General features: G+C 70.1%; 29 protein-coding genes and 1 pseudogene. 14 read left to right on the top strand and 16 right to left on the bottom strand.

Annotation, left to right across the window (positions count from 1 at the left end; genetic code table 11):
• From ACWCP2_RS12640 to ACWCP2_RS12605, 8 genes are all read left to right on the top strand, one after another.
• Window positions 1-879 (top strand): phage distal tail protein, encoded by an 879-nt coding sequence (locus ACWCP2_RS12640; protein ID WP_450908567.1) that lies wholly within the window; start codon window positions 1-3, stop codon window positions 877-879.
• Window positions 880-892: 13 nt separating this feature from the next.
• Window positions 893-1,885 carry a hypothetical protein gene (locus ACWCP2_RS12635; protein ID WP_450908566.1) on the top strand — a complete coding sequence of 331 codons (993 nt, stop codon included), beginning with the start codon at window positions 893-895 and terminating at the stop codon, window positions 1,883-1,885.
• Window positions 1,882-2,988: a hypothetical protein gene (locus ACWCP2_RS12630; RefSeq protein WP_450908565.1), complete on the top strand. Its 1,107-nt coding sequence runs from the start codon at window positions 1,882-1,884 to the stop codon at window positions 2,986-2,988. The genes ACWCP2_RS12635 and ACWCP2_RS12630 overlap by 4 nt, the downstream gene beginning before the upstream one ends.
• A complete protein-coding gene (locus tag ACWCP2_RS12625) occupies window positions 2,988-3,713 on the top strand; it encodes a hypothetical protein (RefSeq protein ID WP_450908564.1) in 726 nt (241 codons plus the stop codon). The genes ACWCP2_RS12630 and ACWCP2_RS12625 overlap by 1 nt, the downstream gene beginning before the upstream one ends.
• A gap of 64 nt (window positions 3,714-3,777) precedes the next feature.
• Window positions 3,778-5,880: a hypothetical protein gene (locus tag ACWCP2_RS12620; protein ID WP_450908563.1), complete on the top strand. Its 2,103-nt coding sequence runs from the start codon at window positions 3,778-3,780 to the stop codon at window positions 5,878-5,880.
• Window positions 5,881-5,973: 93 nt separating this feature from the next.
• Window positions 5,974-6,924, top strand: a complete 951-nt coding sequence (locus ACWCP2_RS12615) for an N-acetylmuramoyl-L-alanine amidase (protein WP_450908562.1) — start codon at window positions 5,974-5,976, stop codon at window positions 6,922-6,924.
• A gap of 24 nt (window positions 6,925-6,948) precedes the next feature.
• Window positions 6,949-7,176 (top strand): hypothetical protein, encoded by a 228-nt coding sequence (locus ACWCP2_RS12610; RefSeq protein WP_450908561.1) that lies wholly within the window; start codon window positions 6,949-6,951, stop codon window positions 7,174-7,176.
• Entirely contained in the window at window positions 7,173-7,436 is a 264-nt protein-coding gene (locus tag ACWCP2_RS12605; RefSeq protein WP_450908560.1) for a hypothetical protein, read from the top strand. The genes ACWCP2_RS12610 and ACWCP2_RS12605 overlap by 4 nt, the downstream gene beginning before the upstream one ends.
• A 63-nt stretch (window positions 7,437-7,499) precedes the next feature.
• Here ACWCP2_RS12605 and ACWCP2_RS12600 read toward each other — a convergent pair whose 3' ends face one another.
• Window positions 7,500-7,967 (bottom strand): NUDIX hydrolase, encoded by a 468-nt coding sequence (locus tag ACWCP2_RS12600; protein WP_450908559.1) that lies wholly within the window; start codon window positions 7,965-7,967, stop codon window positions 7,500-7,502.
• Entirely contained in the window at window positions 7,954-8,691 is a 738-nt protein-coding gene (locus tag ACWCP2_RS12595; protein WP_450908558.1) for an XRE family transcriptional regulator, read from the bottom strand. The genes ACWCP2_RS12600 and ACWCP2_RS12595 overlap by 14 nt, the downstream gene beginning before the upstream one ends.
• 181 nt (window positions 8,692-8,872) lie before the next feature.
• Between ACWCP2_RS12595 and ACWCP2_RS12590 the strand changes: the two genes are divergently transcribed.
• From ACWCP2_RS12590 to tgmC, 6 genes are all read left to right on the top strand, one after another.
• Window positions 8,873-9,157: a hypothetical protein gene (locus ACWCP2_RS12590; RefSeq protein WP_450908557.1), complete on the top strand. Its 285-nt coding sequence runs from the start codon at window positions 8,873-8,875 to the stop codon at window positions 9,155-9,157.
• Window positions 9,154-9,432: a DUF7848 domain-containing protein gene (locus ACWCP2_RS12585; protein ID WP_450908556.1), complete on the top strand. Its 279-nt coding sequence runs from the start codon at window positions 9,154-9,156 to the stop codon at window positions 9,430-9,432. The genes ACWCP2_RS12590 and ACWCP2_RS12585 overlap by 4 nt, the downstream gene beginning before the upstream one ends.
• 269 nt (window positions 9,433-9,701) lie before the next feature.
• Window positions 9,702-9,842: a hypothetical protein gene (locus ACWCP2_RS12580; protein WP_450908555.1), complete on the top strand. Its 141-nt coding sequence runs from the start codon at window positions 9,702-9,704 to the stop codon at window positions 9,840-9,842.
• 184 nt (window positions 9,843-10,026) lie between these two features.
• Window positions 10,027-10,290, top strand: coding sequence for a putative ATP-grasp-modified RiPP (gene tgmA, locus ACWCP2_RS12575; protein WP_450908554.1), 264 nt, complete (start codon window positions 10,027-10,029; stop codon window positions 10,288-10,290).
• Entirely contained in the window at window positions 10,290-11,252 is a 963-nt protein-coding gene (tgmB, locus tag ACWCP2_RS12570) for an ATP-grasp ribosomal peptide maturase (protein ID WP_450908553.1), read from the top strand. Before tgmA ends, tgmB begins: the two co-directional genes overlap by 1 nt.
• The gene (tgmC, locus tag ACWCP2_RS12565; RefSeq protein ID WP_450908552.1) at window positions 11,249-12,460 is read left to right on the top strand and encodes an ATP-grasp peptide maturase system methyltransferase; all 1,212 of its coding nucleotides are present in this window, start codon (window positions 11,249-11,251) and stop codon (window positions 12,458-12,460) included. The genes tgmB and tgmC overlap by 4 nt, the downstream gene beginning before the upstream one ends.
• A 158-nt stretch (window positions 12,461-12,618) precedes the next feature.
• Here the strand turns inward: tgmC and ACWCP2_RS12560 are convergent.
• From ACWCP2_RS12560 to ACWCP2_RS12495, 14 genes and pseudogenes are all read right to left on the bottom strand, one after another.
• Window positions 12,619-13,623 (bottom strand): annotated as a pseudogene (locus tag ACWCP2_RS12560) (ATP-binding protein); the annotation flags it as partial.
• Window positions 13,623-13,994 carry a YraN family protein gene (locus ACWCP2_RS12555; RefSeq protein ID WP_243337661.1) on the bottom strand — a complete coding sequence of 124 codons (372 nt, stop codon included), beginning with the start codon at window positions 13,992-13,994 and terminating at the stop codon, window positions 13,623-13,625. The pseudogene ACWCP2_RS12560 and the gene ACWCP2_RS12555, both read right to left, overlap by 1 nt.
• A 197-nt stretch (window positions 13,995-14,191) precedes the next feature.
• Entirely contained in the window at window positions 14,192-14,500 is a 309-nt protein-coding gene (locus ACWCP2_RS12550; RefSeq protein WP_005311352.1) for a DUF2469 domain-containing protein, read from the bottom strand.
• A gap of 55 nt (window positions 14,501-14,555) precedes the next feature.
• Window positions 14,556-15,083 (bottom strand): NUDIX hydrolase, encoded by a 528-nt coding sequence (locus tag ACWCP2_RS12545; protein WP_450908551.1) that lies wholly within the window; start codon window positions 15,081-15,083, stop codon window positions 14,556-14,558.
• Entirely contained in the window at window positions 15,073-15,849 is a 777-nt protein-coding gene (gene lepB, locus ACWCP2_RS12540) for a signal peptidase I (protein ID WP_450908550.1), read from the bottom strand. Before lepB (ACWCP2_RS12540) ends, ACWCP2_RS12545 begins: the two co-directional genes overlap by 11 nt.
• Window positions 15,850-15,893: 44 nt before the next feature.
• On the bottom strand, window positions 15,894-16,811 hold the full coding sequence (gene lepB, locus ACWCP2_RS12535; RefSeq protein WP_450908549.1) for a signal peptidase I: 918 nt from the start codon (window positions 16,809-16,811) through the stop codon (window positions 15,894-15,896).
• A gap of 113 nt (window positions 16,812-16,924) precedes the next feature.
• A complete protein-coding gene (lepB, locus tag ACWCP2_RS12530) occupies window positions 16,925-17,797 on the bottom strand; it encodes a signal peptidase I (RefSeq protein ID WP_450908548.1) in 873 nt (290 codons plus the stop codon).
• Window positions 17,790-18,635: a signal peptidase I gene (gene lepB, locus ACWCP2_RS12525; protein WP_450908547.1), complete on the bottom strand. Its 846-nt coding sequence runs from the start codon at window positions 18,633-18,635 to the stop codon at window positions 17,790-17,792. Before lepB (ACWCP2_RS12525) ends, lepB (ACWCP2_RS12530) begins: the two co-directional genes overlap by 8 nt.
• 44 nt (window positions 18,636-18,679) lie before the next feature.
• Window positions 18,680-19,030 (bottom strand): 50S ribosomal protein L19, encoded by a 351-nt coding sequence (gene rplS / locus ACWCP2_RS12520; RefSeq protein ID WP_243337670.1) that lies wholly within the window; start codon window positions 19,028-19,030, stop codon window positions 18,680-18,682.
• A gap of 134 nt (window positions 19,031-19,164) precedes the next feature.
• Window positions 19,165-19,986: a tRNA (guanosine(37)-N1)-methyltransferase TrmD gene (trmD, locus tag ACWCP2_RS12515; RefSeq protein ID WP_383942887.1), complete on the bottom strand. Its 822-nt coding sequence runs from the start codon at window positions 19,984-19,986 to the stop codon at window positions 19,165-19,167.
• Window positions 19,986-20,567, bottom strand: coding sequence for a ribosome maturation factor RimM (gene rimM / locus ACWCP2_RS12510; protein ID WP_450908546.1), 582 nt, complete (start codon window positions 20,565-20,567; stop codon window positions 19,986-19,988). The genes trmD and rimM overlap by 1 nt, the downstream gene beginning before the upstream one ends.
• A gap of 81 nt (window positions 20,568-20,648) precedes the next feature.
• Window positions 20,649-20,888: an RNA-binding protein gene (locus ACWCP2_RS12505; RefSeq protein WP_030011889.1), complete on the bottom strand. Its 240-nt coding sequence runs from the start codon at window positions 20,886-20,888 to the stop codon at window positions 20,649-20,651.
• Window positions 20,889-20,890: 2 nt separating this feature from the next.
• Window positions 20,891-21,334 (bottom strand): 30S ribosomal protein S16, encoded by a 444-nt coding sequence (gene rpsP, locus ACWCP2_RS12500; protein WP_243337676.1) that lies wholly within the window; start codon window positions 21,332-21,334, stop codon window positions 20,891-20,893.
• Between the two features lie 200 nt (window positions 21,335-21,534).
• A complete protein-coding gene (locus ACWCP2_RS12495; RefSeq protein WP_254385771.1) occupies window positions 21,535-22,131 on the bottom strand; it encodes a hypothetical protein in 597 nt (198 codons plus the stop codon).
• Window positions 22,132-22,351 lie beyond the last annotated feature (220 nt).

The raw sequence follows: 22,351 nt of genomic DNA, 5'->3' as shown, positions 1-22,351 counted from the left end.
ATGGCTCCTGGCGACCTGATCAGCCGTCCGGGGCAGGTGCAGTACGGCGACCTGCTGCTCGGCCCCGGCACCCCCTACCGATGGCGCGGTATCACCGGGTGGGAAGAACTTCCCGCCCTCGACTCCGGGTCCGTGGCGCGCAGCGATGCCCACGGCGCGTACCCCGGGCTGCTCTTGGCCCAAGCCCGGACGATCGGCCTCGACGGTCTGATCGTCCGGGCCCCCCGGGACCGGATCGGCGCGGTGGTCGGGGCCCTGAACGCGGGCACCGTCCCGCGGGTGGATGAGCTCCCCCTCGTGGCGTGGCTCGACGACCGTGGGCCGCTGCTCGTCTACGCCCGCGCGGTGCGGCGCAGCGTTCCGGCCGGCCCCGGCTACCGGCTGGGGACGATCGTCGGCGGCGCGGTCGAATGGGTCGCGTCGGATCCTCGCCGGTACGGGGTCGTCGAGCAGGTCGTCGCGGCCACGCTCCCGACGTCCGAGCCGGGTCTGTCGTGGCCGATGGGGTGGCCGCTGAACTTCGGTACACCCGGGAGCTCCGGGGCCCTGGTGGTGGTGAACGCGGGCGACGCCGATACGCATCCCGTCGTCGAGTTCCGCGGCCCGGTCACCACTCCGGCCCTGACCAACATCAGCACCGGCGACGTACTGGAGTACGACATTCCGCTTGCTGCGGGTGACGTCCTCACCGTGGATACCCGCGCCGGAACCGTTCTGCTCAACCGGGGCGCATCCCGGCTCTACAGCGCGACCAGGCGCAGCGTCCCCGAGCAGACGTTCACGCTCGCCCCTGGCGTCACGAACTTCGCCTTCCGCGCCGGCCCGGACAGCGAGCCCACCGCCACCGCCACCGTGCGCCACCGCCCGGCCTACTGGTAAGGAGACCCCATTCATGCCCGTGCGTTCCGCATGGCTGCTGCCCACTGGGCAGACCCGGGAAGACACCCGCCTCACCCCTACCTCGCCTCTGATCCACGAAACGGAAATGCGGGCGCGCGACGGGGTCCTCGCCGGAGGCAACCCGTTCGGCGCCACCGGGGCCGGCGCCATGTCCGTACAGATCGGCCCCGGCCGCGCCTTCGTACAGGGCACCGACGCGCAGGGCGCGTACCCCGTCGCCAACGATGCCCCGGTGAGCCTCACGTTCGCCGACGGCGCCGCGCAGTTCGGCCGGATCGACTCCGTGATCATCCGCGTTGTCGACTCCCTGTTCGACGGCGGACCGAACGCGGCCCGCATCGAGATCGTCCAGGGCTCCGCGACCGCCAGCCCCACCCCACCGACCATCCCCGCCGCCGCCCTGCGCCTTTGGGACGTCCTCGTACCGGCAGGAACCAGCGCGGGCGCGGGCGGCATCGGGTGGGGCGCAGCACTCGGCGACCGCCGCCGCTACACCGCGGCGGCCGGCGGGATCCTGCCCCGCGGCTCCGGTCTGAGCTTCTCCGGCAGCTACGAGGGGCAGTACCGCGACAACGGCACCGCGCTGGAGCGCTGGAGCACCACGGCCGGCGCCTGGCAGACCTACCGGCCCCCGGCCGAGACTCCCACGGTGACCACGGCCGGGGCCGTCGCGGCGACCGGTCACTCGCTCACCGGTTTTCACGCCCGCCGGATCGCAGGCGTGCAGTCCTTCACCGCGGTCGTACAGCGGACCGGAACGACGATCACCTCGCCCGCCGGCGGGAACATCACCGACTTGCCGCTCGTGACCCTGCCGGTCGGGTGGCGACCGGCCTACGACATGGAGCTCATGGCGTCGGACGGGTTCGCCGACGGCGCCGCCTACCTGAACACCTCCGGCGTGATCACCCTTCGCACGTGGTCGGCCGGCGGCACCATCCAGTCCGGCCGCGAGATCCGGATATCCGGCTGTTTCGTCACGTGAGCGGGGGTGCTGTGACCCCGTACCGGCTGCTCTTCTGTGACCTGCGCTCCGACGAGCTGATCGACGTCCTGCCCGTGCACGGCGTCAGCCTCGACGACTACATCGGCAAAACCGGCAGGCTCACCGGCACCGTGCCGATCCCGAACGCCGAGCTCGCCGGCCGCGCGCGCCGGGCGATCCTCCCCGGCCGAACCGCGGTATGGGTCGAGCGCGGACGCTCCATCTGGTGGGGCGGGATCGTCTGGACCCTGTCCGTCGCCAGCGACGCCCGCGGCAACCTCGGAGCGCAGATCCAGGCCGGCGGGTGGGAAAGCTACTTGTACCGACGGCTGCTCTACGACACCCAGACCGCCACGCAGATGGACGCTTACGACATCGTCCGCCAACTCCTCGACTACTGCGCCGACATGCCCGGCGGTGACATCGGCATCACCTACGACACCACCCTTTCCGGGATCCTGCGGGACCGCACCTATCTCCGCTACGACCTGCCCAGCGTCGGCGACCTGGTCGACGACCTCGCCAAGATCGAGGACGGCTTCGAGTGGCGCGTCGCCAGCTTCCGCGACAGCGACGGCGACCGCGTCAAGCGGCTGCAACTCGGTTCCCCGATCATCCGCACGGGCGCCGCCGAGATCGTCCTCGACCACCCCGGCCCGGTCCTCACCTACACCTGGCCCACCGACGCCACGGCCAAGGCCAACGCGTGGCAGAGCCGCGGAGCCAGCATCAACCGCAACCAGGCCGCGGAGAGCTACCCGCTTACCTCGCCCCTGCTGGTCGGGGCCGAGGACATCGACGCCGGATGGCCGCGCCTCGACGGCTACAGCGACTACTCGACTATCTCGCGACAGGCCACCCTCGACGCCCATGCCCAGGCCGACCACCGCGCCGCCCTCGCCCCGGTCACCATTCCGGAAATCACGGTCCTGCTCGGCGGTGACATCACCCCCGCCCTGATCGGCGCAACAGTGCGCGTGCGGATCCGGGACCTGTGGCACCCCACCACCCTCGACGCCCGCTATCGCGTGGTCGGCATGTCCATCACCCCACCCGAGCGCGGACGCCCCGAGACCGCGCGCCTCTATTTGGAGGTCCCGTAGTGCCGCACATCCCACAGGACGTACTCGACCGCATTGCGTCCCTTGAACGGCAGGTCAAGCAGCTCACCGGCCGCGCGAACATCCGGCCGGCCCTCAACCAGGTGTTGAGCGGCGACGTGACCGTCGGCGAGGGCGGACAGCTCAGGGTCAAGGCCGCGGGGGGCGTCGAGCACTTCCGCGTGGGCCACCTCGGGACTTACTACCAGGACGAGACGACCGGGGAGACCGCGAAGGAATTCGGCACGATCCTCCGCCGCCGCGACGGAAGTATCGCTATGTCCATCTGGAACGGCCAGGACGCGGTTAACCCGCAGGTACTCAGGCTCACCGACTCCAAGGGCAACGACATCGTCGTCGAGAACATCGAACAGGGCGGACTGCACCGGCCGCACCTCGCGCAGCCATGGGCCGACACCAACGCCGCGCGCTGGCCTCGGACCGCGAGCACGTCGTTCGAGACGCTGCAAGAGGCCCACATCGAGACCGAGCACGGCAAGGTGCGCATCCGCGCGGCCAAGGCCATCGACAGCGGAAGCGACGGCGGGGAACTCCGCATCGTGATCAACGGGACCACGCTCGTAACGAGCAACGGCGACATCGACGGCACATACATCGTCCCCAATTTCACGTACGGCGAGCTCCTCACCGTCGAGCTCCAGGGCCGCCGCACCGGCAGCACGTCGGGCGTCTGGGCCACGTTCAAGCGCCTGCACTGCGTCGGATAGCCCCACCCAGCACCAGCCCGGCCGCGCCGGCTAGCCCACCCCCAGAAAGGAGGGCAGCCGCCGCATGGGCCTGCCCGAGTCCATACCCACCGTCCTCGCCCACGGCCGCTACCTCGCTCCCGACGGAACCCCCCTCGCCGGTCAAGTCGTGTGGCGTGCACCCAGCCTGCTGACCTTCCCCGACAGCGACGTTTTCCTTGGGGGCCCCGTCACCGCGCCGCTCGACGCCAACGGCCGGTTCGAGGTCGCTCTACCAGCCACCGACAGCCCCGGCATGTCCCCGACCGGATGGGCCTACGTCGTCTCCGAGCAGCTCACGGGCGTGCCCGTGAACCGCTCGTACAGCGTGCTCCTGCCCCAAGCCGTCGGCGAGGTCGACCTCGCCGACATCGTCGGTTCCGACCCCACCACCCCCAACTACGTGCCCGTCGCAGGCAGCCAGATCCTCACCGGCACCACCGCGCCGACACCTGCCACGGGCGTGAACGGGGACTGGTACGTCCAGTACGACACCCGCACCCTGCAAGGAGTCACCCATACCACGATCACCCAGTACAAGAAGTCCGCCGGCACCTGGGCGCGGGCGGGGGGCGACATCCGGGGATCGCAGATCTACCTGAACAACGCCAGCACACCGAGCGCCGACGCCAAGGCCGGAGACCTGCTCATCCGCACCGACACCGGCGACATGTGGCAGCGCGGAGCCACCGCCTGGGGCTCCGCCGTCGGCAACATCAAGGGCCCGAAGGGCGACACCGGCCTAACCGGCACTACGGGCGCCCAGGGCACGCAAGGCATCCAAGGGCCCAAGGGCGACAAGGGCGACCCGGGAAACGGGTCAGTGAACACCGTCAACGGCAAGCCCGGCCCGGACCCGGTACTCACTGCCACGGACGTGGGCGCCCTCGGAGTCACTGGCACCACTTCGAATGTCGCCGCCACCCTCCGGGGCAACGGCACAAACGCGCCGCTGAACGTCTACGGCGACGGCACGAACCCCAACCGCTTCACCGTCCTCAAAGACGGCTCGTGGTACAGCAACGCGCTAGCGAACAGTGCCTACAACCTGGCCATCGGCGACACGACTTCCGATTTCGGCGGGGGCACATTCGTCCTGGCCCTCAAGAACGCCAACGTGGTACCGACGACCAGCCCCACCAACGGGGTAGTCGCCTACGCCGAAGGTGGCGTGATGAAGGTTCGGCAGACCAACGGAACGATCGTCACCGTGGGGGCCGGCGCCACGCCCGGCCCGCAGGTCATCAAAGCCGACGCCACCGCGACCGACCCGCTGAAAGTGCAGAACGACGTCAGCGTCGACCTGTTCGCCGTACGCAAGACCGGCAGTGCCCGCATGCCCGTCGGTAACTTCTACCTCGACAAGAACGTACGGGTGGGCGGATCCGGCAGCGCGGCCGGCATCGGAACGTCCGTCGCGGGTGTCCTCGCGATCGACAACGGCACCGGCCCGAGCGCGGCGAACACCGCGGGCGTGCACCTGTACGCCAGCGCCGGTCAGCTCATGGTGCAGGAGCAGAGCGGTGCCACGTTCACCGTCGGCGGGGGCCGCAACACGTGGACCCCGCAGGCTTTGGGATTCGCCGCGTGGTCCGTCGACCCTGCCACCGTGGCCAACCCGACCACGCCGCCCAAGGCCGCGGCGGTCGGCCGGATCTACTTCTCCGGCATGAACATCACGGAGCCGACCACCGTGAACAACGTGGTCATCCACTCACGAGGGTGGGCCGGATCCGCCGCGGTACCGGCCGCCCGCTTCTACGTCGGGATCTACAACGAGGCCGGCACCCGCGTGGCAACGTCCGGCCTGGTGTCGTCCGTGCCCATGGCCGGACAGCTCGCCGGCACCGCCCCCGGAGCACTGAACAACCACACCGGCGCCGTCCCGATCCCCCTCAGCGCGCCCGCCGCGCTGGCCCCCGGCCGCTACTGGGCCGCGTTCCTGTTGTCCGCCGGGGCCAGTACCGATTTCTACTACTTCCACATCCAGAACGAGGCGCCCGCCAACCCCGGCAACTTCTACGTCGGCACCACCTTCCAGCGGCATTGGTGCATCTCCAGCGGCCAGACCTCGCTACCGGCCACGGTCACCCAGTCGACCGGCGAGGTCGGACTCGACCCCGCGATCATGGCGCTCGCCATGCTCTGACCCCCACCTACAAGTTCTTGTAGGTGACCCCCTCACCCCGTACGCCCCGGCACCGCGCCGCGGGCGTTTTTTCATGTCCGGAGGACACCACCCATGGCAAACCCCCTGCTCCCCGACACCTTCCGCAACGCGATCCGTGGCGAGGGCGTCGACGTCGTCGAGGTCGGTTCGTGGCGCACCCACAACCGCAACCACAAGGGCCCGTGGGGCCCGCTGCACGGCGTCATGATCCACCACACCGTCACCACGGGAACCGACTACTCCGTCGAGCTCTGCCGCACCGGGTACAGCGAGCTCCCGGGCCCGCTGTGCCATGGCGTCATCGACAAGGCCGGCCGCGTCCACCTGATCGGCTACGGCCGTACCAACCACGCCGGATCCGGAGACCCGGACGTCCTCGCCGCCGTGATCGCCGAGCGCTCCCCCCTGCCCGCCGACAACGAGGCAACCGTCGACGGAAACCGCCACTACTACGGGTTCGAGTGCATCAACGAAGGCGACGGCACCGACCCGTGGCCGGCCGAGCAGGTCGAGGCCATCGCCCGGACCGCGGCCGGTATCTGCCGCGCCCACGGGTGGGGTCCCGAGTCCGTGATCGGTCACTCCGAGTGGCAGCCCGGCAAGGTCGACCCCCGCGGCCCGATCGGCCACCCGGGCGGGCCCGCGCTCACCATGGACAAGATCCGCAGCCGCGTCGCCGAGCTCCTTGCCGACGACAAGCCGGCGCCGAGCAAGCCGACCCCCAAGCCCGAGACCAAGCCGACCGTATCCCTGTCCAGCCTGATCGCCGCGGCGCGCCAGGACCCGCCCCGGTCCGGTACCCCGGTCAGCTACCCGGGCGCCCGGATCGTCGAGGACGCCCTCGCCGCCGAGGGCATGCTCGCCCGCTCCCTGGTCGACGGGCATTTCGGAACCGCCACCCGCGACGCATACGAGCGGTGGCAGCGCCGATGCGGCTACACCGGCACCGCGGCCGACGGCATCCCCGGCCGCGCCTCGCTCACCACCCTTGCCCAGCACCACGGCTTCACCGTGGCCGCCTAGCCCTTCCCCGAACGGAGCTCAACCATGACCCCCGCCACCAAGCGCAGCATCCGTACCGCGCTCCAGACCGCCGTAGCGTTCGCCCTCGCCCTGCCCGCCATCGTCGCCGCGGCCGGCATCCCCGACGCCCTGCCGTACGTCGCGGGTGCCCTCGCCGTCGCGGGTGGCCTTGCCCGCGTGATGCAGCTCCCGGCCGTCGAGGCCCTGCTCGACCGCGTCGGCCTGGGCCTGGTCGACGGGGCCACCGAGTGACCCCGCCGGCCCCGGACGACACGGGCGTCGCCCTCGAACTCGAACGGCTCCGGGCGGTCGTCGAGGTCGGCATGACCAGGATCGACGGATCCCTCGCCCTGCTGGTACAGCGATCCGACCAGACCGACAAGCAGATCGCCGACCACGAGAGCAGGCTCGACGCCCTTGAACGGGGCCGCTGGCCGCTCCCATCCCTCGCGGCCCTGGTCGCCATTCTGGGCGTCCTGCTCGCCCTCTGGCAGGCCGGTACCGCCCGATAACAGCTACGCCCCCCGTACGGCCACGAACGGCCGTACGGGGGGCGTTTCTGTCGTTCCTGGCGATCAGCGCACGACCGGGCCGCGCCCTGCCCGCCAGTCGTTGACCCGCTTCCGAATGCTCGACACCATCGGAAGATCGTCGATCTCCTCCGGGACGAACCAGCCCACTTCCAAGGACTCATCCGACGACCGCAGGTCACCACCAGTCGCACGGGCAAGCAGGCAGATGGAGAACTCTTGCCGGACCTCACCATCGTCGTACGCGAACACGTGGCCCGGGTTGGTGTACGTCCCGACGATCCCGGTGATTTCCGCGTGAATCCCGGTCTCCTCCAGCGTCTCCCGTACCGCGCATTCCCCGATGGACTCCCCCACTTCCATCTTTCCGCCGGGTAGCGCCCACATCCCGTTGTCGGTACGCCGCTGCAAGAGCACCTTGCCTTCATCGCTCACCACGACGGCGGACGCAGCCGGCACCAGGCTGTTCGCCTTCGGGGCCGCAGGGTCATCCTCATAGTCACGCCTGGACATTCTCTCTGGCCTCCCGGATGTCACGCCCGCGGCTCCACAGCTCCTCGACATGCGCGGCGAACCGATCAAACATGCCGTCCGCCTGACACCGCCGCAGATGCATCAACGGGGAGTCGTGCCCAACCCTGCGGGCAAGGATCGGGGTAACGATCATCTCGTCATCGAACCTGAACACGGACAGGTTCACGTGACCAGTCTCGAAACGGGCCTCGATCTCTGGCACATCCCGCAGCTTGTCCAGTTCGGCCAGGGTGACCGCGATGCGCGTCGAGAGGGTGAGCGGCACCCCCTCCTCTTCCTCCCGGGCGGCCGTTACGGGGCTATCGGGATCGCCGAGCAGGAACCGAATGCTGCAACCCGTCTGCGCCTTGCGACGCAGAGCGCCCCCTAGGTTCGCCTGTTCCAGCCACAAGAAGTAGTTCGTGTACCCGGCAAAGGTCAGCTCGCGTTGCGCCTTCGTCACCAGGGAGCGCCAGAGAGCAGCCGGCGCCGCCGAGCGGTAGGGGTAGACCTGAACGATTTCACGGTCCGGCCCGGTCGCGAGCGCCGAGCGAATGGCGTTGGGCCACAAAGTCTGTTCCTCCTCGCCTAATGCCTCGCAAGCTGCCCAGCGGTGCCGGGCATGGGGGATGCGGTTGGGCATGGTGATCCAGCGGCCGACCGTCTTTGCGTCTACCCCGCAGAGCTCTGCGAGTTGCTGTTCGGTCAGCTTGGCATTTGCCATTGCCCGACGTAGAGCGTCGTTCACAGTTCGCCTTCCGGGGACGTTAGGGACAGGACGAACGGTAGCTACGGCACGTCCCAAACGTCCTGCAAACGCGGTAGGAACGCCCCGCGGGGAGTCGCAACATCAATACACACAGTTAGGGAGCGTCCGCACAACCGAGAGGCAACGGCACCCGACCATGACGAACGAGAACCCCAGGACCAGCCCCATCAGCCCTCCGGCAACCGAGCCGGCTACTGCCATACGGGGCCACCGGTGGCTCGCTCCCGACCAGGACCCGCCGTTCACGCAGTACGCGACCGAGCTGGTCCTCGCCGGCGAGCCCGACGGCGAAAGCGCCGACGGTGCGGACACCGGTACGGGCATCGTCGGCATCGGCCGATGTGACTGCGTCACCCACACCCGCATCCGCGACGACGTCGACAGGGCCAACCACCGGCCCCGGCCGGGGAGCATGACGTGAAGCGCTCGTTTCGATTCCAGGACTTCACCACGCGCCAGGATCCAGCGAGCGCCCCCGAGTACAGCGCACTGTGCGTGTCGAGCGACCAGGACGACGAACAGGCCGCAGCGTGCCTCGCAGCATCCGGGCCCATGGGGTCGGCCACCTCCGTGGACGACTGGATGCGCGCCCACCTGAAGGACACCGAGCACCGGCACTTCCGCCGCAGCTTCGACGACTTCGCCGAGCTCCTCCCCGCGGCCGAGCTGAGGGAAGCCGCGCAGGTGAAGACGTAGCCATGTACTGGTGCGAAGTCACGATCCACGCCCCCACGTACTCATGTCTCCTGCGCGGGTCCATGGCCACTACACCCCGCCTCGCCGTTCGCTGGTTACGGAGCCAGGCGGAACGGGTCGCTGACCTTATGGACCCCCACCCGTCGCACGGATGGGTCCCCAGCACCCCCACCGGCCGAACCCCCCTCCGGCTGGTGGAAGCCGGCACCCGGGATGCGCCGGAGGAGCTCCGCTCCTGGAGCCGGAGCTCCGCGGCTCATGAGTACGCCATGGGGGCACTCGCATCGGGCGCCCTGTGCCGCTTCTCCACGGGCGACCGCACCGCGTACGTCCACCTGTCGGCTCGGCTCGTGACGGCCGCCCTCGTGCCCGAGTGGCCGGCGCCCACGCGTCAGTTCGCCGCGGCGTAACCAGACTCCCCCCTTGCCGGGTCTGATGACCGAACTGTTCTCCTCGTGTCCCCGGCAAGGGGGGCCAAAGTCCGCCCCGGCCACTCGCCAGGCACGGCCATGGCCGGGGCGGTCCGATCCTGTAGCAGGTTCCCGTCCACCCGCACGGGCCTGCTGGCCAGCACCACTGACCGAAGGAGTTTCAATGTCCCTGTCCGCAGGCCTTACCGCCGTTAGCCCGTGGGGTGTCGGCCGGCTGGCACCGTACCCGACCACCATCCCGCTCCCTCACACGTCGGTTGTCATCGACCCCAACACGCAGCTCGGCGTGTTCCGCGACGGCGACGGCCACATCGTCGAGATGGGCAAGCACGGCACTAGCACCGGCACCGAGACCAACACGTCGACCAGTTCCGACGGCAGCAAGGGCAACGACCAGGGCTCCGACCAGGACTCCACCAGCGACTGATGACCGCTACCGAGAAGAGGCCCGTACTCGTGGCCACCGAGGCGGACGACATCACCGCCGACATGGTGATCACGGAACTCAACCGTCTCGATGTACCGGTCGTCAGATTCAACCCCGCTGACATCGGAACGGCCCTGACGGTCTCGGCTCGGTTCGGCACGTGCCCGGCCCCCGCGGCCGGGCACGTGCGTACCCCGTCGAGAACCGCCAACCTCGACCAGGTCCGCGCGGTGTACTGGCGTCGCCCCACCTGGCCAACGTTCCCCGATCTGACCCAGGACGACGCTCACTTCGCCGCCGCCCAGGCCCGATACGGACTCGGGGGCGCCCTCTACGCGATGGAGGGCCCCCTCTGGGTAAATCACCCCCACCACGCCACAGCGGCCGACTACAAACCCGCACAGCTCGCTCTCGCCCAGCGTCTTGGCCTCGCCGTACCGTCCACGCTCGTAACCAACGATCCACAAGACGCGCGCGAGTTCATCGCCGCACACGATCGGGTGATCTACAAAACGCTGCGCGGAACCCCTTACCAACGCGACGGGGTTGCGGTAACTGGGTGGGCCGATCTTGTTACCGCAGGCGAGATTGACGACAGCCTGCGCGTGACACCCCACCTCTTTCAAGCCGTCGTCGACAAGGTTGCCGACCTGCGCGTTCTGATCGTCGGTCGGCAGGTCTTCGCCGTGCGGATCACTTCCGGCCTGCTCGACTGGCGCAAGGACTACTCGGCCCTCTCCTACGACGTGGTAGAGCTGCCCGCCGCGGTAGAGAATGCGCTCTTCGCCCATCTGGACCGCTGCGGACTCGTGTCGGGCAGTTTCGACTTCGCCGTCAGCCCGGACGGCGATCTGTGGTGGCTGGAGCTGAACCCCAACGGCCAGTGGGGGTGGCTGGAGCCACGCACCGGCCTCGAAATGTCCGCCGCGTTCGCGGCCCTACTCGCAGGGGAGATCCCTTGATCGACACCGCGTCCGAGCGCCGAGCGCTTGCCGGCCGACTCGTACAAGCGGGGGTCCTCACTACCCCGGCATGGCGGGCGGCCGTCGAATCGGTCCCCCGTGAGCTGTTCCTGAACCCCGGGGTCTTCCTGCAAGAGGAAGGACGCTGGCGCCCCGTAACGGCCGTCGGCTCCGACCCTGACGAGTGGGTGAAGATCGCCTACACCCTCGACACGCTGACCACGCAGCTCGACGGGCACCTCACCGCCGACCAGGTGAGCGCGCCCGTGGCGGGGCTTCCTACGTCTTCCTCCACCACTCCAGCCCTCGTGGTCGGCATGCTCGAAAGCCTGGACGTCGAGGCTGGGCACCAAGTGTGTGAAATCGGGAGCGGAACCGGATACTCGGCGGCCCTGATGTGTCACCGACTCGGCGAGGACAACGTCACCACCATCGAGGTTGACCCCGGAGTCGCAACGCGCGCAGATGCCGCGCTGGAGACAGCGGGGTTCTCCACCTGGACCGTGACCGGCGATGGGCTCCTTGGCCACCCTCGCCGGGCACCGTACGACCGCACCATTGCCACGTGTCTGGTCCGCCGCATCCCTTACGCCTGGGTTCGGCAGACCAAACCCAGCGGGATCATCTTGGCGACGCTCGGCTCATGGGCCAACGGCTCCGGCCTGGCCAAGGTGACCGTAAACGAGGACGGCACAGCGGAGGGACGGATCATCGGGCGTGCCAGCTTCATGCAAGCACGCTCGCAAGCCGTGATCCCGGTGAGCGGCGACCTCTCCGCGCGTACGTTCTACGCCGACAGCGACCGCGAAGCCAAGGTATCGCCGCTCTTGCTCGACGAGTGGATGCCGGCCTTCCTCGCCCAGCTTGCAGCACCCGGCGCTCAGTACGTCCGCGCTGCAACGAGGGAGGGCGCGCAGCTCCTATACCTGTTCGATCCGGAGCACGAGAGCTTCGCCGAGTTCACCCCGGCCGGCGACGGCTGGCGGGTCCGCCAGGGTGGACCCGTTGCCCTGTGGGATGACGTCGAGCAGGCTCTCACCGCGTGGCAGGCCGCCGGTAGCCCGGACATTACGGCCGTGCGGCTCCACATCACAGACCGGTGTCACACGTACTGGATCGGTGGCCAGCAGATCACTACCCGGACGTCATCGCACTGGATCGGTGACAAGTCGGCCTTGCGATGGCAACACCGGCTCGACCGGCCGTAGCGGGCGACCGCTGGCAGACCCATAGCGGCCCCGATTCCCCTGGATGGAGGAATCGGGGCCGTTCTGCGCCGATCGGCCCTCAGGCGGGCGTACAACCCGTCCGGTGGCCTATCGGGGCCCAGCCTGGGTATTAGCCCCCCTTCATTTGCTTGACCACTGCCACTGGTTTTGCATGGCCTGTCCAGGAACAGCACCCCCCGGTGGGCCAGGGACACCGCTCCGGGCCTGGCCACGCCGGCCCCTCCCCCGACGAGGGACTGCATGGTCGCCGAGTGGTGCGGGGCGCAGTACGGGGGCCGGGCGACGAGCGGTTCGCCCGGGGGCAGGATTCCCGCTACCGAGTGGACGGCCGTGACCTCCAGTGAGTCCTGTCGGGTGAGAGGGGGCAGGATCCAGGGGATCCGCTCGGCCAGCATCGTCTTGCCCGCGCCCGGCGGTCCGCTGAGGAAGAGGTGGTGGCCCCCGGCGGCCGCCACCTCCAGGGCCCGGCGCGCCGCGTGCTGTCCGGCGACGTCGGCGAGGTCGGGGAAGTCCCGCCCGTCGCCTTCGCGGGCCACCCCCGTGCCGAGTCCGGCGCCCGGGACGACCAGTCCGGCGAGCATCGGGTCCGGCCTCCCGGAGGGATCCGGGGGATCCTCCTCGGGGACCTCCCCGTCGGTGAGCACCGCGATCAGCTGCCGCAGGCTGCGCACCCCGAGCACCGAGACGTCCGGGACGAGCATGGCCTCGGCGGCGCACTGCTGGGGGACCACGACCTGCCGGTATCCGGCCTCGGCGGCGGCGAGCACCGCCGGCAGGATCCCGCGGACGGGACGCACCCGGCCGTCGAGCCCCAGCTCCCCGATGAGGACGAGATCGGCGATCGCCTTCGGGTCGACCACCTCGGCGGCGCCCAGCACGGCCGCCGCGACGGCGAGGTCGAAGCCGGCTCCGCCCTTGGGGACCGAGGCCGGGCTGAGGCCGACGGTGAGCTTCTTCTGCGGCCAGGCGGCGCCCGAGTTCACCACGGCCGCCCTGACCCGGTCCCGGCTCTCGATCAGGGTCTTGTCCGGCAGCCCCACCAGGGCGAAGGTGGCGACCCCGGGCTCCAGGTCGGCCTGCACCTCCACCACCACGCCGTCGACGCCCACGAGGGCGACCGAGCAGGCCCGCGCGAACCCCATCAGGCCGCCCCCCTGACGTGCTCCACCACGGGCCCGCCGCGCCGCGGCAGCAGGACCCCGACGAGGTCGATGCGCACCCCGCCCGGGGGTGGTCCCCCGTGGTCGGCCAGCCAGCGTCCGGCGAGCCTGCGCAAGCGCTCGGCCTTGGCCGGCCGCAGCGCGGCCATGGGATGCTCGAACTCCCCCGCCCGCCGGGTCTTGACCTCGCACACGACGAGGGCGTCCCCGTCCCGGGCGACGATGTCGATCTCCCCGCCGCGGCACCGCCAGTTCCGCGCGATCACGGTCATCCCGGCCTCGGTGAGCCGCCGCGTCGCGAGATCCTCGCCGTACCGCCCCAATGCCTGCTGTGCCACGCCCTTCGCGTTCATCCGGCACCACCTCCGGCACCGACGGTCCCGCGTCCCCGCCCACCGTGTGGATCTTGGTGGACAGCCGGGGCGATGTGGACAACCACGTCACCCCGGCGAGGGAATCAGCGCGCCGGGCAGGGAGCAGAGCAGCGAGGCGAGTCGGGCGGGGGGCAGGCGGGAGTCAGGCGGGAGTCAGGCAGGGGTCAGGCGGGGAATCAGCTGCCCGGAAGTTCGAGATCGCTCTTGTTGAGCTCCTCGATGTTCACGTCCTTGAAGGTCAGCACCCGCACCTGCTTGACGAAGCGAGCCGGCCTGTACATGTCCCAGACCCACGCGTCGGCCATCGAGACCTCGAAAAAGACCTCCCCCTGCACCGAGTGCACCTGCATCTCGTAGTCGTTGGTGAGGTAGAAACGGCGTTCGGTCTCGATCACATACTTGAACAGCCCGACGACGTCGCGGTACTCGCGATAGAGCTTCAGCTCCATCTCGGTCTCGTACTTCTCGAGGTCCTCGGCACTCATGGCATGTTCCCCTTCAGCCGTGCGTCCCCCTATTGTGCGCCAGGCCCGTGCGCCCCTAAACGATTTCCGGGGCCAGGTTCACGGGCGCACCCGGGGGACCGTCGTCGAGCAGCGTGCGGAGCAGCTCTGCGAGTCTGGTCGGGTACACCGTCTCATGGGCCGCGAGAAGTTCCTCGGAAGTCCACCACCTGGTGCCCGAGACGCTGCGGCGCTCCAGCTCCGTGAGGCCGCCCAGCACCGTCGCCGTCTGGCTGGTACGGGCCAGGAAGTACCACTCGTCCTGCTCCCAGCGGCGCCCGTCGAAGGGGAAGGAGCAGTACCGGTGCCACAGCACCGGGCCCAGTTCCACGTCGGTGATCCCGGTCTCCTCCGCGAGCTCGCGCAGCGCGGCCTGTTCCCGGGTCTCGGCCCCTTCCAGGCCGCCTCCCGGGGTGAACCACCAGTCGTCCGCCGGATCGCCCGGCTCGAAGCCGTGCAGCAGCAGGATCCGGTCCTCGGGGTCCAGCAGGATCACCCGCGCCACCTTGCGCCGCCCGGCCGGCGCGGGGCCCTCCCCGGGCCCCGCCGTCGCGTCAGCGGACATCGGCCCGCTCCCGCCTCCGCCCGCGCCCGAGAACCCGTACGACCGGCCCGTAGGCGGCTCCGAGCACCACCAGGGCGGCTCCCGCCACCACCGCGGCCACCTGGAGCAGCAGCGGCCCCGCCGTCGACGTGCCGCCGGGCAGGGCCGCGTAGGCCTTGGGCCGCTCCAGCATCGTCACGGTGGGCCACGCGACGGCGTCGACACGGGCCTTCACCGCCGAGCGGGGCACCGTCCCGCGGGCGGCGTCCTCCAGGTGGGCCCGGGAGTCCAGCGAGGTCCCGCGCCGGTCGCCGAGCAGGAAGAGGTTGCCCTCCGGCACCGTCACCTCGAAGGGCGTACCGGAGGCGGACCCGCCCGCAGCGCCCGGCAGGTCGAGCCCTTCCGCCTCGATGTACGGCTCGTCGAGCTCCTTGCCGTTCACCGTGAGCCGGCCTCCGGCGCCGCAGCACTTGACGGTGTCCCCGCCGATGCCGACGACCCGCTTGACCATCGGCGAATCGCTCCACTGCTCGTCCTTGAAGACCACCACGTCCCCGCGGCGCACCTCGCCGCCGCCGATGCGCTGGGCCAGCATCCGGTCCCCGGGCCGCACCGTCGGCACCATCGAGTCGGTCGGCACCGTGTACGGCTGGTACACGACGGCCCCCCACGCGAACCCGCCGAGGAAGAGCACAAAGCCGATGGCCACGACGACTCCCGACAGCATGCTGCCGAGAGTGCCGCGGCCATCGCCGTCACCTGCTCGTATTGCTTGTGTTCCGCCCATTGCAAGCGCCCCCACACTCGGAGATCGTCGACCTGGGCGGCACCCTACCTGCCGGTAGGCCCCGCGGTCAGCTTCCGCCTGCGCCACAGTACGACCGGCACCGCGCCGGCGAACCCGAGGGCGGCCGGGCCGAGCCCGACCGGCGCCAGTCCGGCGGCGCCCAGGCCGAGCGCGGTGGCCTTGGTCTGCGTGCCGATGCCGGGCTGGTCGAAGGTGTCCGGGATCGGCAGGGTCGACCAGCGGGTGATCGGCCACGCGACCACCACGGCGCGTCCGACGACATCACTGACGGGCACGAAGCCCTGGGTGGCGGGGTCCTGCTGGTGGTAGCGGGAGTCCTGCGAGTTCTGCCGGTGGTCGCCCATCACCCAGATCTTGCCCTTGGGCACGGTGAGCGGACCGAAGGGCAGGTCGTCGCACGGGGTGTTGCCCGGGTAGATGTACGGCTCGTCGAGCTCCTTGCCGTTGACGACGACCGGTCCGCCCTTCTTGCACTCGACCGTGTCACCGCCGATGGCGATCGTCCGCTTGATCAGGTCCTTCTCCTCCGCGGACGGCATGAGGCCGATCCAGCTGAGGGCCTTCTGGGCGATGTTGGGTTCCGGGGTGAGCTCGTTGCTCAGCCAGTTCGACGGGTCGTGGAAGACGACGACCTCACCGCGCTCGGGCTCCGATCCGAACCACGGCGTCAGCTTGTCCACGAGCACCCGGTCGCCGCGCTGCAGGGTGTTCTGCATCGAGTCGGAGGGGATCGAGAACGCCTGCACCAGGAAGGTCTTGATCAGCAGCGCGAGCAGCAGGGCGATTCCGACCAGGAGCGGGAGCTCCTTCCAGAAGGAACGGTGCGGGCGTGCCGCGGCGCCGTCCTGCGCGTCGCCGTCGTTCTCGACGGCACCGGGCCCGGAGGAGTCTTTCGGCTCCTCGCCGCCCTCGTCGCGTCCGGACCGTGCACCAACCGCCACGTCCCCCACATCCACTCCTCGTTCGGAAATCCACGCCCGGACCTGATGAGGCACGGGCCCTCCCCTCCCCTAACGAGCGGGAGTTCCCGAAGGCGCGGGAGACCAAGGACACACTATGCGAACGAGGAGCCGCCCCGGCGCCTACGGGGCGCGCGCCGACCGCCGCGCGCCTGGTCGGGAACCATGCGGAAGGTGGCGGGCTGTTCCAGCCGGTGCCAGTGCCCGACGGGCCAGGCGATCACCACGGCCTGGCCGACCACGTCCTTCGCGTCGATCGTGCCGTGGAAGGCCTCGTCGAGGTGGTAGCGGGAGTCGGCGGAGTTCGCCCGGTGGTCGCCCATGACGAAGATCCGTCCTGCGGGCACCTGCACCTCGAAGCGGATCTCCGAGGGCGCGTTGCCCTGGTTCACGTACGGCTCGTCGAGCGGCGAGCCGTTGACGCTGACCCGTCCCCGGGCGTCGCAGCACTTCACGGTGTCCCCGCCGACGCCGATGACCCGCTTGATCAGGTCCTGTTCGTTCGCCGAGGGCAGCAGGCCGATGAAGGTGAGGGTCTGCTTGATCTGCTTGACGCCCACCGGATCCTCGGCGGGCCGGCCGGTGTCGGCGCCCAGCCAGCCGCCCGGGTCCTTGAACACGACCACGTCCCCGCGCTCGACCTCGGAGCCGAACCAGGGGGTGAGCTTGTCCACCAGGACGCGGTCGCCGATGCGGATCGTCTGCTCCATGGAGCCCGACGGGATGAAGAAGGCCTGGACGAGGAAGGTCTTGAGGATCAGGGCGATGCACAGCGCGACCACCACGAGCAGGGGCAGCTCCCCCACCCGGCGGGTCCGCCGCCTGCGCCGGACGCGCCGGGCGAGGCGACGCCGTTCGGCCCGGCCGCCGGGTTCCGCGGGCTCGGCACCCGGCTCGGGCTCGGGCTCCGGCTCCGGGTCGTCGTGGTCCTCGTACCGGCCGCCCCTCGGGCGACCGCGGCTACCCACGGCCACCGCCCGCGGACCCGGCCGAGGAGTCCGCGTACCCCCAGCGCGACAGCGGCCAGCCGATCCAGTCGGCCCGCCCGATCACCTTCTCCACCGGCACCATCCCCCCGCCCGGCTCCCCCAGGTGGTCCCGGGAGTCCCGGGACTGGGAACGATGATCACCCATGACCCACAGGCTCCCAAGGGGTACGACGATGCGGAACGGCACTTTCGATCCGGAGTCGCCGGGAAAGAGGTACGGCTCGTCCAGCGGGACCCCGTTGACCTTGATCCGGCCGTGCTCGTCGCACACCACGTCGTCGCCGCCGACGCCCACGACCCGCTTCACGAAGTCGGTGTCCGAGGGCTCGGCCAGCCCGAGCGCGGAGGCCGCCCCGTGCAGGGCCTCGCCGATCGGGCTCCCGCCCGGGCCCTCCTGCACGAACGAGCCCGTGCCGTCGAAGACCACGACGTCCCCGCGCTCCGGCCGGCCGCCGAAGCGGTACGCCAGCTTGTTCACCAGGACCCGGTCCCCTACCTCGAGCGTGGGCTCCATCGAGTGGCTCGGGATCAGGAAGGGCTGGAGCACGAAGTTGCTGAACAGCAGCAGGAAGACGGTGCAGACGAGGCCGAGCGCCCCGGCACGCCGCCAGGTCAGCCAGTCGGCCCTGCCGGGAGCGGCTCCCGTTCCGTCCCGGGCTCCAGCTCCTGCCCCGGCTCCAGCTCCTGCCCCGGCTCCGGCTTCTGCCCCTGCTCCGGCCCCGTCTTCTCCCGTTCCGGAAAGCACGAAACGCGACCGCCCCTCCCCCTCGCCGGGGGAAGAGTGGCCGCGCTGCGTGTGAGGTGCTTCGGTGTCCATCGGGGGCGAGCCTATCCGGCCTTCCCCTGAACCCCGGGAGCAGATCAGCGGTCGCGCTTCTCCTTGATCTTCGCGGCCTTGCCGCGGAGCTCACGGAGGAAGTACAGCTTGGCGCGACGCACGTCACCGCGGGTGACGAGCTCGATCTTCTCGAAGATCGGGGAGTGGACCGGGAAGGTGCGCTCCACGCCGACGCTGAAGGAGACCTTGCGGACCGTGAAGGTCTCGGAGACGCCCGAGCCCTGGCGGCGGATGACGACACCCTTGAACTGCTGGATACGGGAGCGGTTGCCCTCGATCACGCGGACGTGCACGTTGACGGTGTCACCCGGGCGGAAGGCCGGGAGGTCCGAGCGCAGGGTGGCGGCGTTGACGCCATCGAGCAGGTGAGACATGAGATTCGTCTGCTTTCTTCGCATGACGCCACAGGTCGCCGATGCGGGGTTTCCGGAGAGAATTCGGGAGCTGCGGGACTCAGCGGACGACGGTCCCCCTGTGGCAGGGGCGTACGCGAGCACACAGCAGCCGCCTATTCTTCCACGGGCTGGGGCCTGCGCCAAAATCGGCCGTCGGGGGACGGCTTCCAGCCGAGGATGCTCAGCAGCTCGCGGTCCTTCTTGTCGAAGGCGGAGGCCTCGCAGCGCTCGATGAGATCCGGGCGGTTGGCCGCCGTGCGGCGGAAGGCCTCGTCGCGGCGCCAGCGGGCGATCTTGCCGTGATGACCGCTGACCAGCACGTCCGGGATCCCGTGGCCCCGCCACTCCGGGGGCTTGGTGTAGACGGGCCCCTCCAGCAGGTTGGCCATGTCCCCGGGCGCGAAGGAGTCGTCCCGGTGCGATTCGGCGTTGCCGAGCACCCCGGGCAGCAGCCGGGCCACGGCCTCGGTGACGACCAGGACGGCCGCCTCGCCGCCCGCCAGCACGTAGTCGCCGATGGAGACCTCGTAGACCGGCAGGCGGGTGGCGTACTCGTCCATGACCCGGCGGTCGATGCCCTCGTACCGGGCCGGGGTGAAGATCAGCCAGGGGCGCTCGGACAGCTCGACGGCCAGTTCCTGGGTGAACGGCCGGCCGCTGGGGGTGGGGACGACGATGACGGGCCCGTGCGCGCCCGCCTCGTAGCCGTCGGCCAGGGCGGCGTCCAGGGCCTCGCCCCACGGCTCGGTCTTCATGACCATGCCGGGACCGCCGCCGTAGGGGGTGTCGTCCACCGTGTTGTGCCGGTCGTACGTCCAGTCCCGCAGGTCGTGGACGTGCACGTCGAGCTGGCCGCGGGCCCGCGCCTTGCCGACGAGGGAGACGTTGAGCGGTTCGAGGTATTCGGGGAAGATCGTGACGACGTCGAGACGCATCAGGCGTCTTCCCCGTCCGCATCCGCTTCCCCGCCGGCTTCCTCGTCCCGGCTGGAGACCACGATCGCCTCGCGCTCGTCGATGAGACCGGGCGGCGGGGTGATGACGCACCGCTGCTCTTCGAGGTCGATCTCTGCGACGATCTCCTCGACGAAGGGGATCATCACCTCGGTGCCGTCCGGCCGCTCGACGATGAACAGGTCCTGCGAGGGCAGGTGGGAGATCTCGGTGATCCGGCCGATCACGGTGCCGTCCTCCAGGACGACGTCGAGGTCCATCAGCTGGTGGTCGTAGTACTCGTCGTCCTCGGCCGGCAGCTCCGCCGGGTCCACGTCGGCGATGAGCAGGGTGTTGCGCAGCGCCTCGGCTCCGGTGCGGTCCTTGACCCCGGCGAAGCGCAGCATCAGCCTGCCGCTGTGCACCCGGCCCGTCTCGACCGTCAGCGGTCCCGCCGACGCCGGGTCGGTCCGGAGCACGGCACCCGGCCCGAGCCGCAGCTCGGGCTCGTCGGTCCGCACCTCGACGGTGACCTCACCCTTGATCCCGTGGGCGCGGCCGATCCGCGCGACTACCAGCTCCACTGTCCATCTCTCCTGTTCAGACGACGACGGGCCGGGGTGGGCGCAATCGCCCTCCCCGGCCCGTGCCGGTGTATCAACTTCTCAGCGGACCTGGTCCACGTCGACGAGGTCGACGCGGATCCCCCGGCCGCCGATGGCGCCCACGACGGTACGCAGAGCACGTGCGGTGCGGCCGTTGCGGCCGATCACCTTGCCGAGGTCGTCGGGGTGGACCCGGACCTCCAGCACCTGCCCGCGGCGCAGGTTGCGCGAGGCGACCTGCACTTCGTCGGGGTTGTCCACGATGCCCTTCACGAGGTGCTCAAGAGCCTCCTCGAGCATGCTCAGGCCTCGGTCGACTCGGCGGTCTCGGCCTCAGCCTCGTCCGCCTTCTTGTCGGCCTTCTTCGCCTTCTGGGTGATGGCTTCGCCCTTGCCCTCGCCGATGCCCTCGAGGGCCTTGGCGAACTCGTCGAAGGAGCGACGCTTGTTCTCCTTCGTCGCCGGCTGCAGCAGCGGCGCGGGGGCCGGGAGGCCCTTGTGCGCCTGCCAGTCACCGGTGAGCTTCAGGATGGCGAGCACAGCCTCGGTGGGCTGGGCGCCGACCGACAGCCAGTACTGCGCACGCTCGGCGTTGACCTCGATGCGCGACGGGTTGTACGTCGGGTGGTAGATACCGATCTCTTCGATCGCGCGACCGTCCCGACGGGTACGGGCGTCGGCGACGACGATGCGGTAGTGCGGCTGGCGAATCTTGCCGAGGCGCTTGAGCTTGATCTTGACTGCCACTGGAGTGGTGTCTCCTGAACTTGACGTGGTTGGGCACATGAGATGCCACGTGGGGTTGCGGTACTCGGGTGCCCGATGGACGCGTCAGCCGGAGGAGAGAGGGGTCCTATGCGACTGTCGAGTACAGCTGTCCATTGTGCCACACGCCCGCGGCGCGCTCGGCCGCGAGGCCGGAGAGGGCGCGGAGCCCGCCCGCCGGGTCAGGAGGCCACCGCGATGGCCACGTCCGGGATGCGGAAGGGCTTCATGCAGCCTCCGCACACGATCGGGGCCTGGGCCAGCACGGACGGCACCACGCGCACATTGCGCCCGCAGTCGCAGACCGCCTTGACGCGGACGCCGCCGCCGGAGGATCCGTGCCGGGCGGCCGGACCGCGGAAGCTGCGCTTGGTGTCGGCGGCCGTGGCGGCCGTGTGGGCCTTCAGCGCGCGCTGGAGGCGCTCCATGGTGGGGCGGTAGCGCTTCTTCGCCTCGGGATTGAGCGTGACCAGGGAGAAGCCGCTGCTCGCGTGCGGCTCGTCGGTGTGGTCCAGCCCCATCTCCTCGGCGATCGCGAGGAACCTGCGGTTGTGGTAGCGGCCGGCCCGCGAAGTGTCACGCACTCCGCGGGCGGCGGCGATGCCGTGGACTGCCTCGTGCAGCAGTCGCTCGAAGGAGAGTTCGGCGCCGCAGGCGGACGAGGACTCTCCGATCAGGGACTCGGGCGCGGCAAGGTCAGGCAGCTCGGGGTGGTACCGCTGAATATCGGCCCACGCCTGCGCCAGCTCTGCGGCGAGAACAGGTGGTGTCGTGCTCACGTCGTGACAACGAGCCGGGGTGCCCCGGTGTTCCGATTCCGGGCCATTCCAAATTTTTTGCACGTACCAGTCAGTTCAGTCTCATGCGTCCCGACGAGGACGGGTGCGCACATCTCAGGATGAGTCGGTACGCAGTAAGGCCCATCGGCGGGCCGCGACGGGCACGGGTCCCGGCGCGCGGCGGGTGCCGCACGCCGGGGCGTGAGAGCCGTCGGCCGGG

The organism is Streptomyces sp. NPDC002104 (assembly GCF_053593795.1).
This window is presented reverse-complemented; position numbering and strand designations above follow the sequence as displayed.

Coding starts and splice junctions, on each gene's coding strand:
- ACWCP2_RS12640 (WP_450908567.1), top strand. CDS start 1: ATGGCTCCTGGCGACCTGATCAGCCGTCCGGGGCAGGTGCAGTACGGC.
- ACWCP2_RS12595 (WP_450908558.1), bottom strand. CDS start 8,691: ATGGCAAATGCCAAGCTGACCGAACAGCAACTCGCAGAGCTCTGCGGG.
- trmD (WP_383942887.1), bottom strand. CDS start 19,986: ATGCGTCTCGACGTCGTCACGATCTTCCCCGAATACCTCGAACCGCTC.
- ACWCP2_RS12550 (WP_005311352.1), bottom strand. CDS start 14,500: ATGAGTGCCGAGGACCTCGAGAAGTACGAGACCGAGATGGAGCTGAAG.
- ACWCP2_RS12590 (WP_450908557.1), top strand. CDS start 8,873: ATGACGAACGAGAACCCCAGGACCAGCCCCATCAGCCCTCCGGCAACC.
- lepB (WP_450908547.1), bottom strand. CDS start 18,635: ATGGACACCGAAGCACCTCACACGCAGCGCGGCCACTCTTCCCCCGGC.
- tgmB (WP_450908553.1), top strand. CDS start 10,290: ATGACCGCTACCGAGAAGAGGCCCGTACTCGTGGCCACCGAGGCGGAC.
- ACWCP2_RS12505 (WP_030011889.1), bottom strand. CDS start 20,888: ATGCTCGAGGAGGCTCTTGAGCACCTCGTGAAGGGCATCGTGGACAAC.
- ACWCP2_RS12600 (WP_450908559.1), bottom strand. CDS start 7,967: ATGTCCAGGCGTGACTATGAGGATGACCCTGCGGCCCCGAAGGCGAAC.
- tgmA (WP_450908554.1), top strand. CDS start 10,027: ATGTCCCTGTCCGCAGGCCTTACCGCCGTTAGCCCGTGGGGTGTCGGC.
- lepB (WP_450908550.1), bottom strand. CDS start 15,849: ATGGGCGGAACACAAGCAATACGAGCAGGTGACGGCGATGGCCGCGGC.
- ACWCP2_RS12610 (WP_450908561.1), top strand. CDS start 6,949: ATGACCCCCGCCACCAAGCGCAGCATCCGTACCGCGCTCCAGACCGCC.
- ACWCP2_RS12555 (WP_243337661.1), bottom strand. CDS start 13,994: ATGAACGCGAAGGGCGTGGCACAGCAGGCATTGGGGCGGTACGGCGAG.
- ACWCP2_RS12620 (WP_450908563.1), top strand. CDS start 3,778: ATGGGCCTGCCCGAGTCCATACCCACCGTCCTCGCCCACGGCCGCTAC.
- ACWCP2_RS12635 (WP_450908566.1), top strand. CDS start 893: ATGCCCGTGCGTTCCGCATGGCTGCTGCCCACTGGGCAGACCCGGGAA.
- ACWCP2_RS12545 (WP_450908551.1), bottom strand. CDS start 15,083: ATGTCCGCTGACGCGACGGCGGGGCCCGGGGAGGGCCCCGCGCCGGCC.
- ACWCP2_RS12615 (WP_450908562.1), top strand. CDS start 5,974: ATGGCAAACCCCCTGCTCCCCGACACCTTCCGCAACGCGATCCGTGGC.
- rplS (WP_243337670.1), bottom strand. CDS start 19,030: ATGTCTCACCTGCTCGATGGCGTCAACGCCGCCACCCTGCGCTCGGAC.
- ACWCP2_RS12580 (WP_450908555.1), top strand. CDS start 9,702: ATGGGGGCACTCGCATCGGGCGCCCTGTGCCGCTTCTCCACGGGCGAC.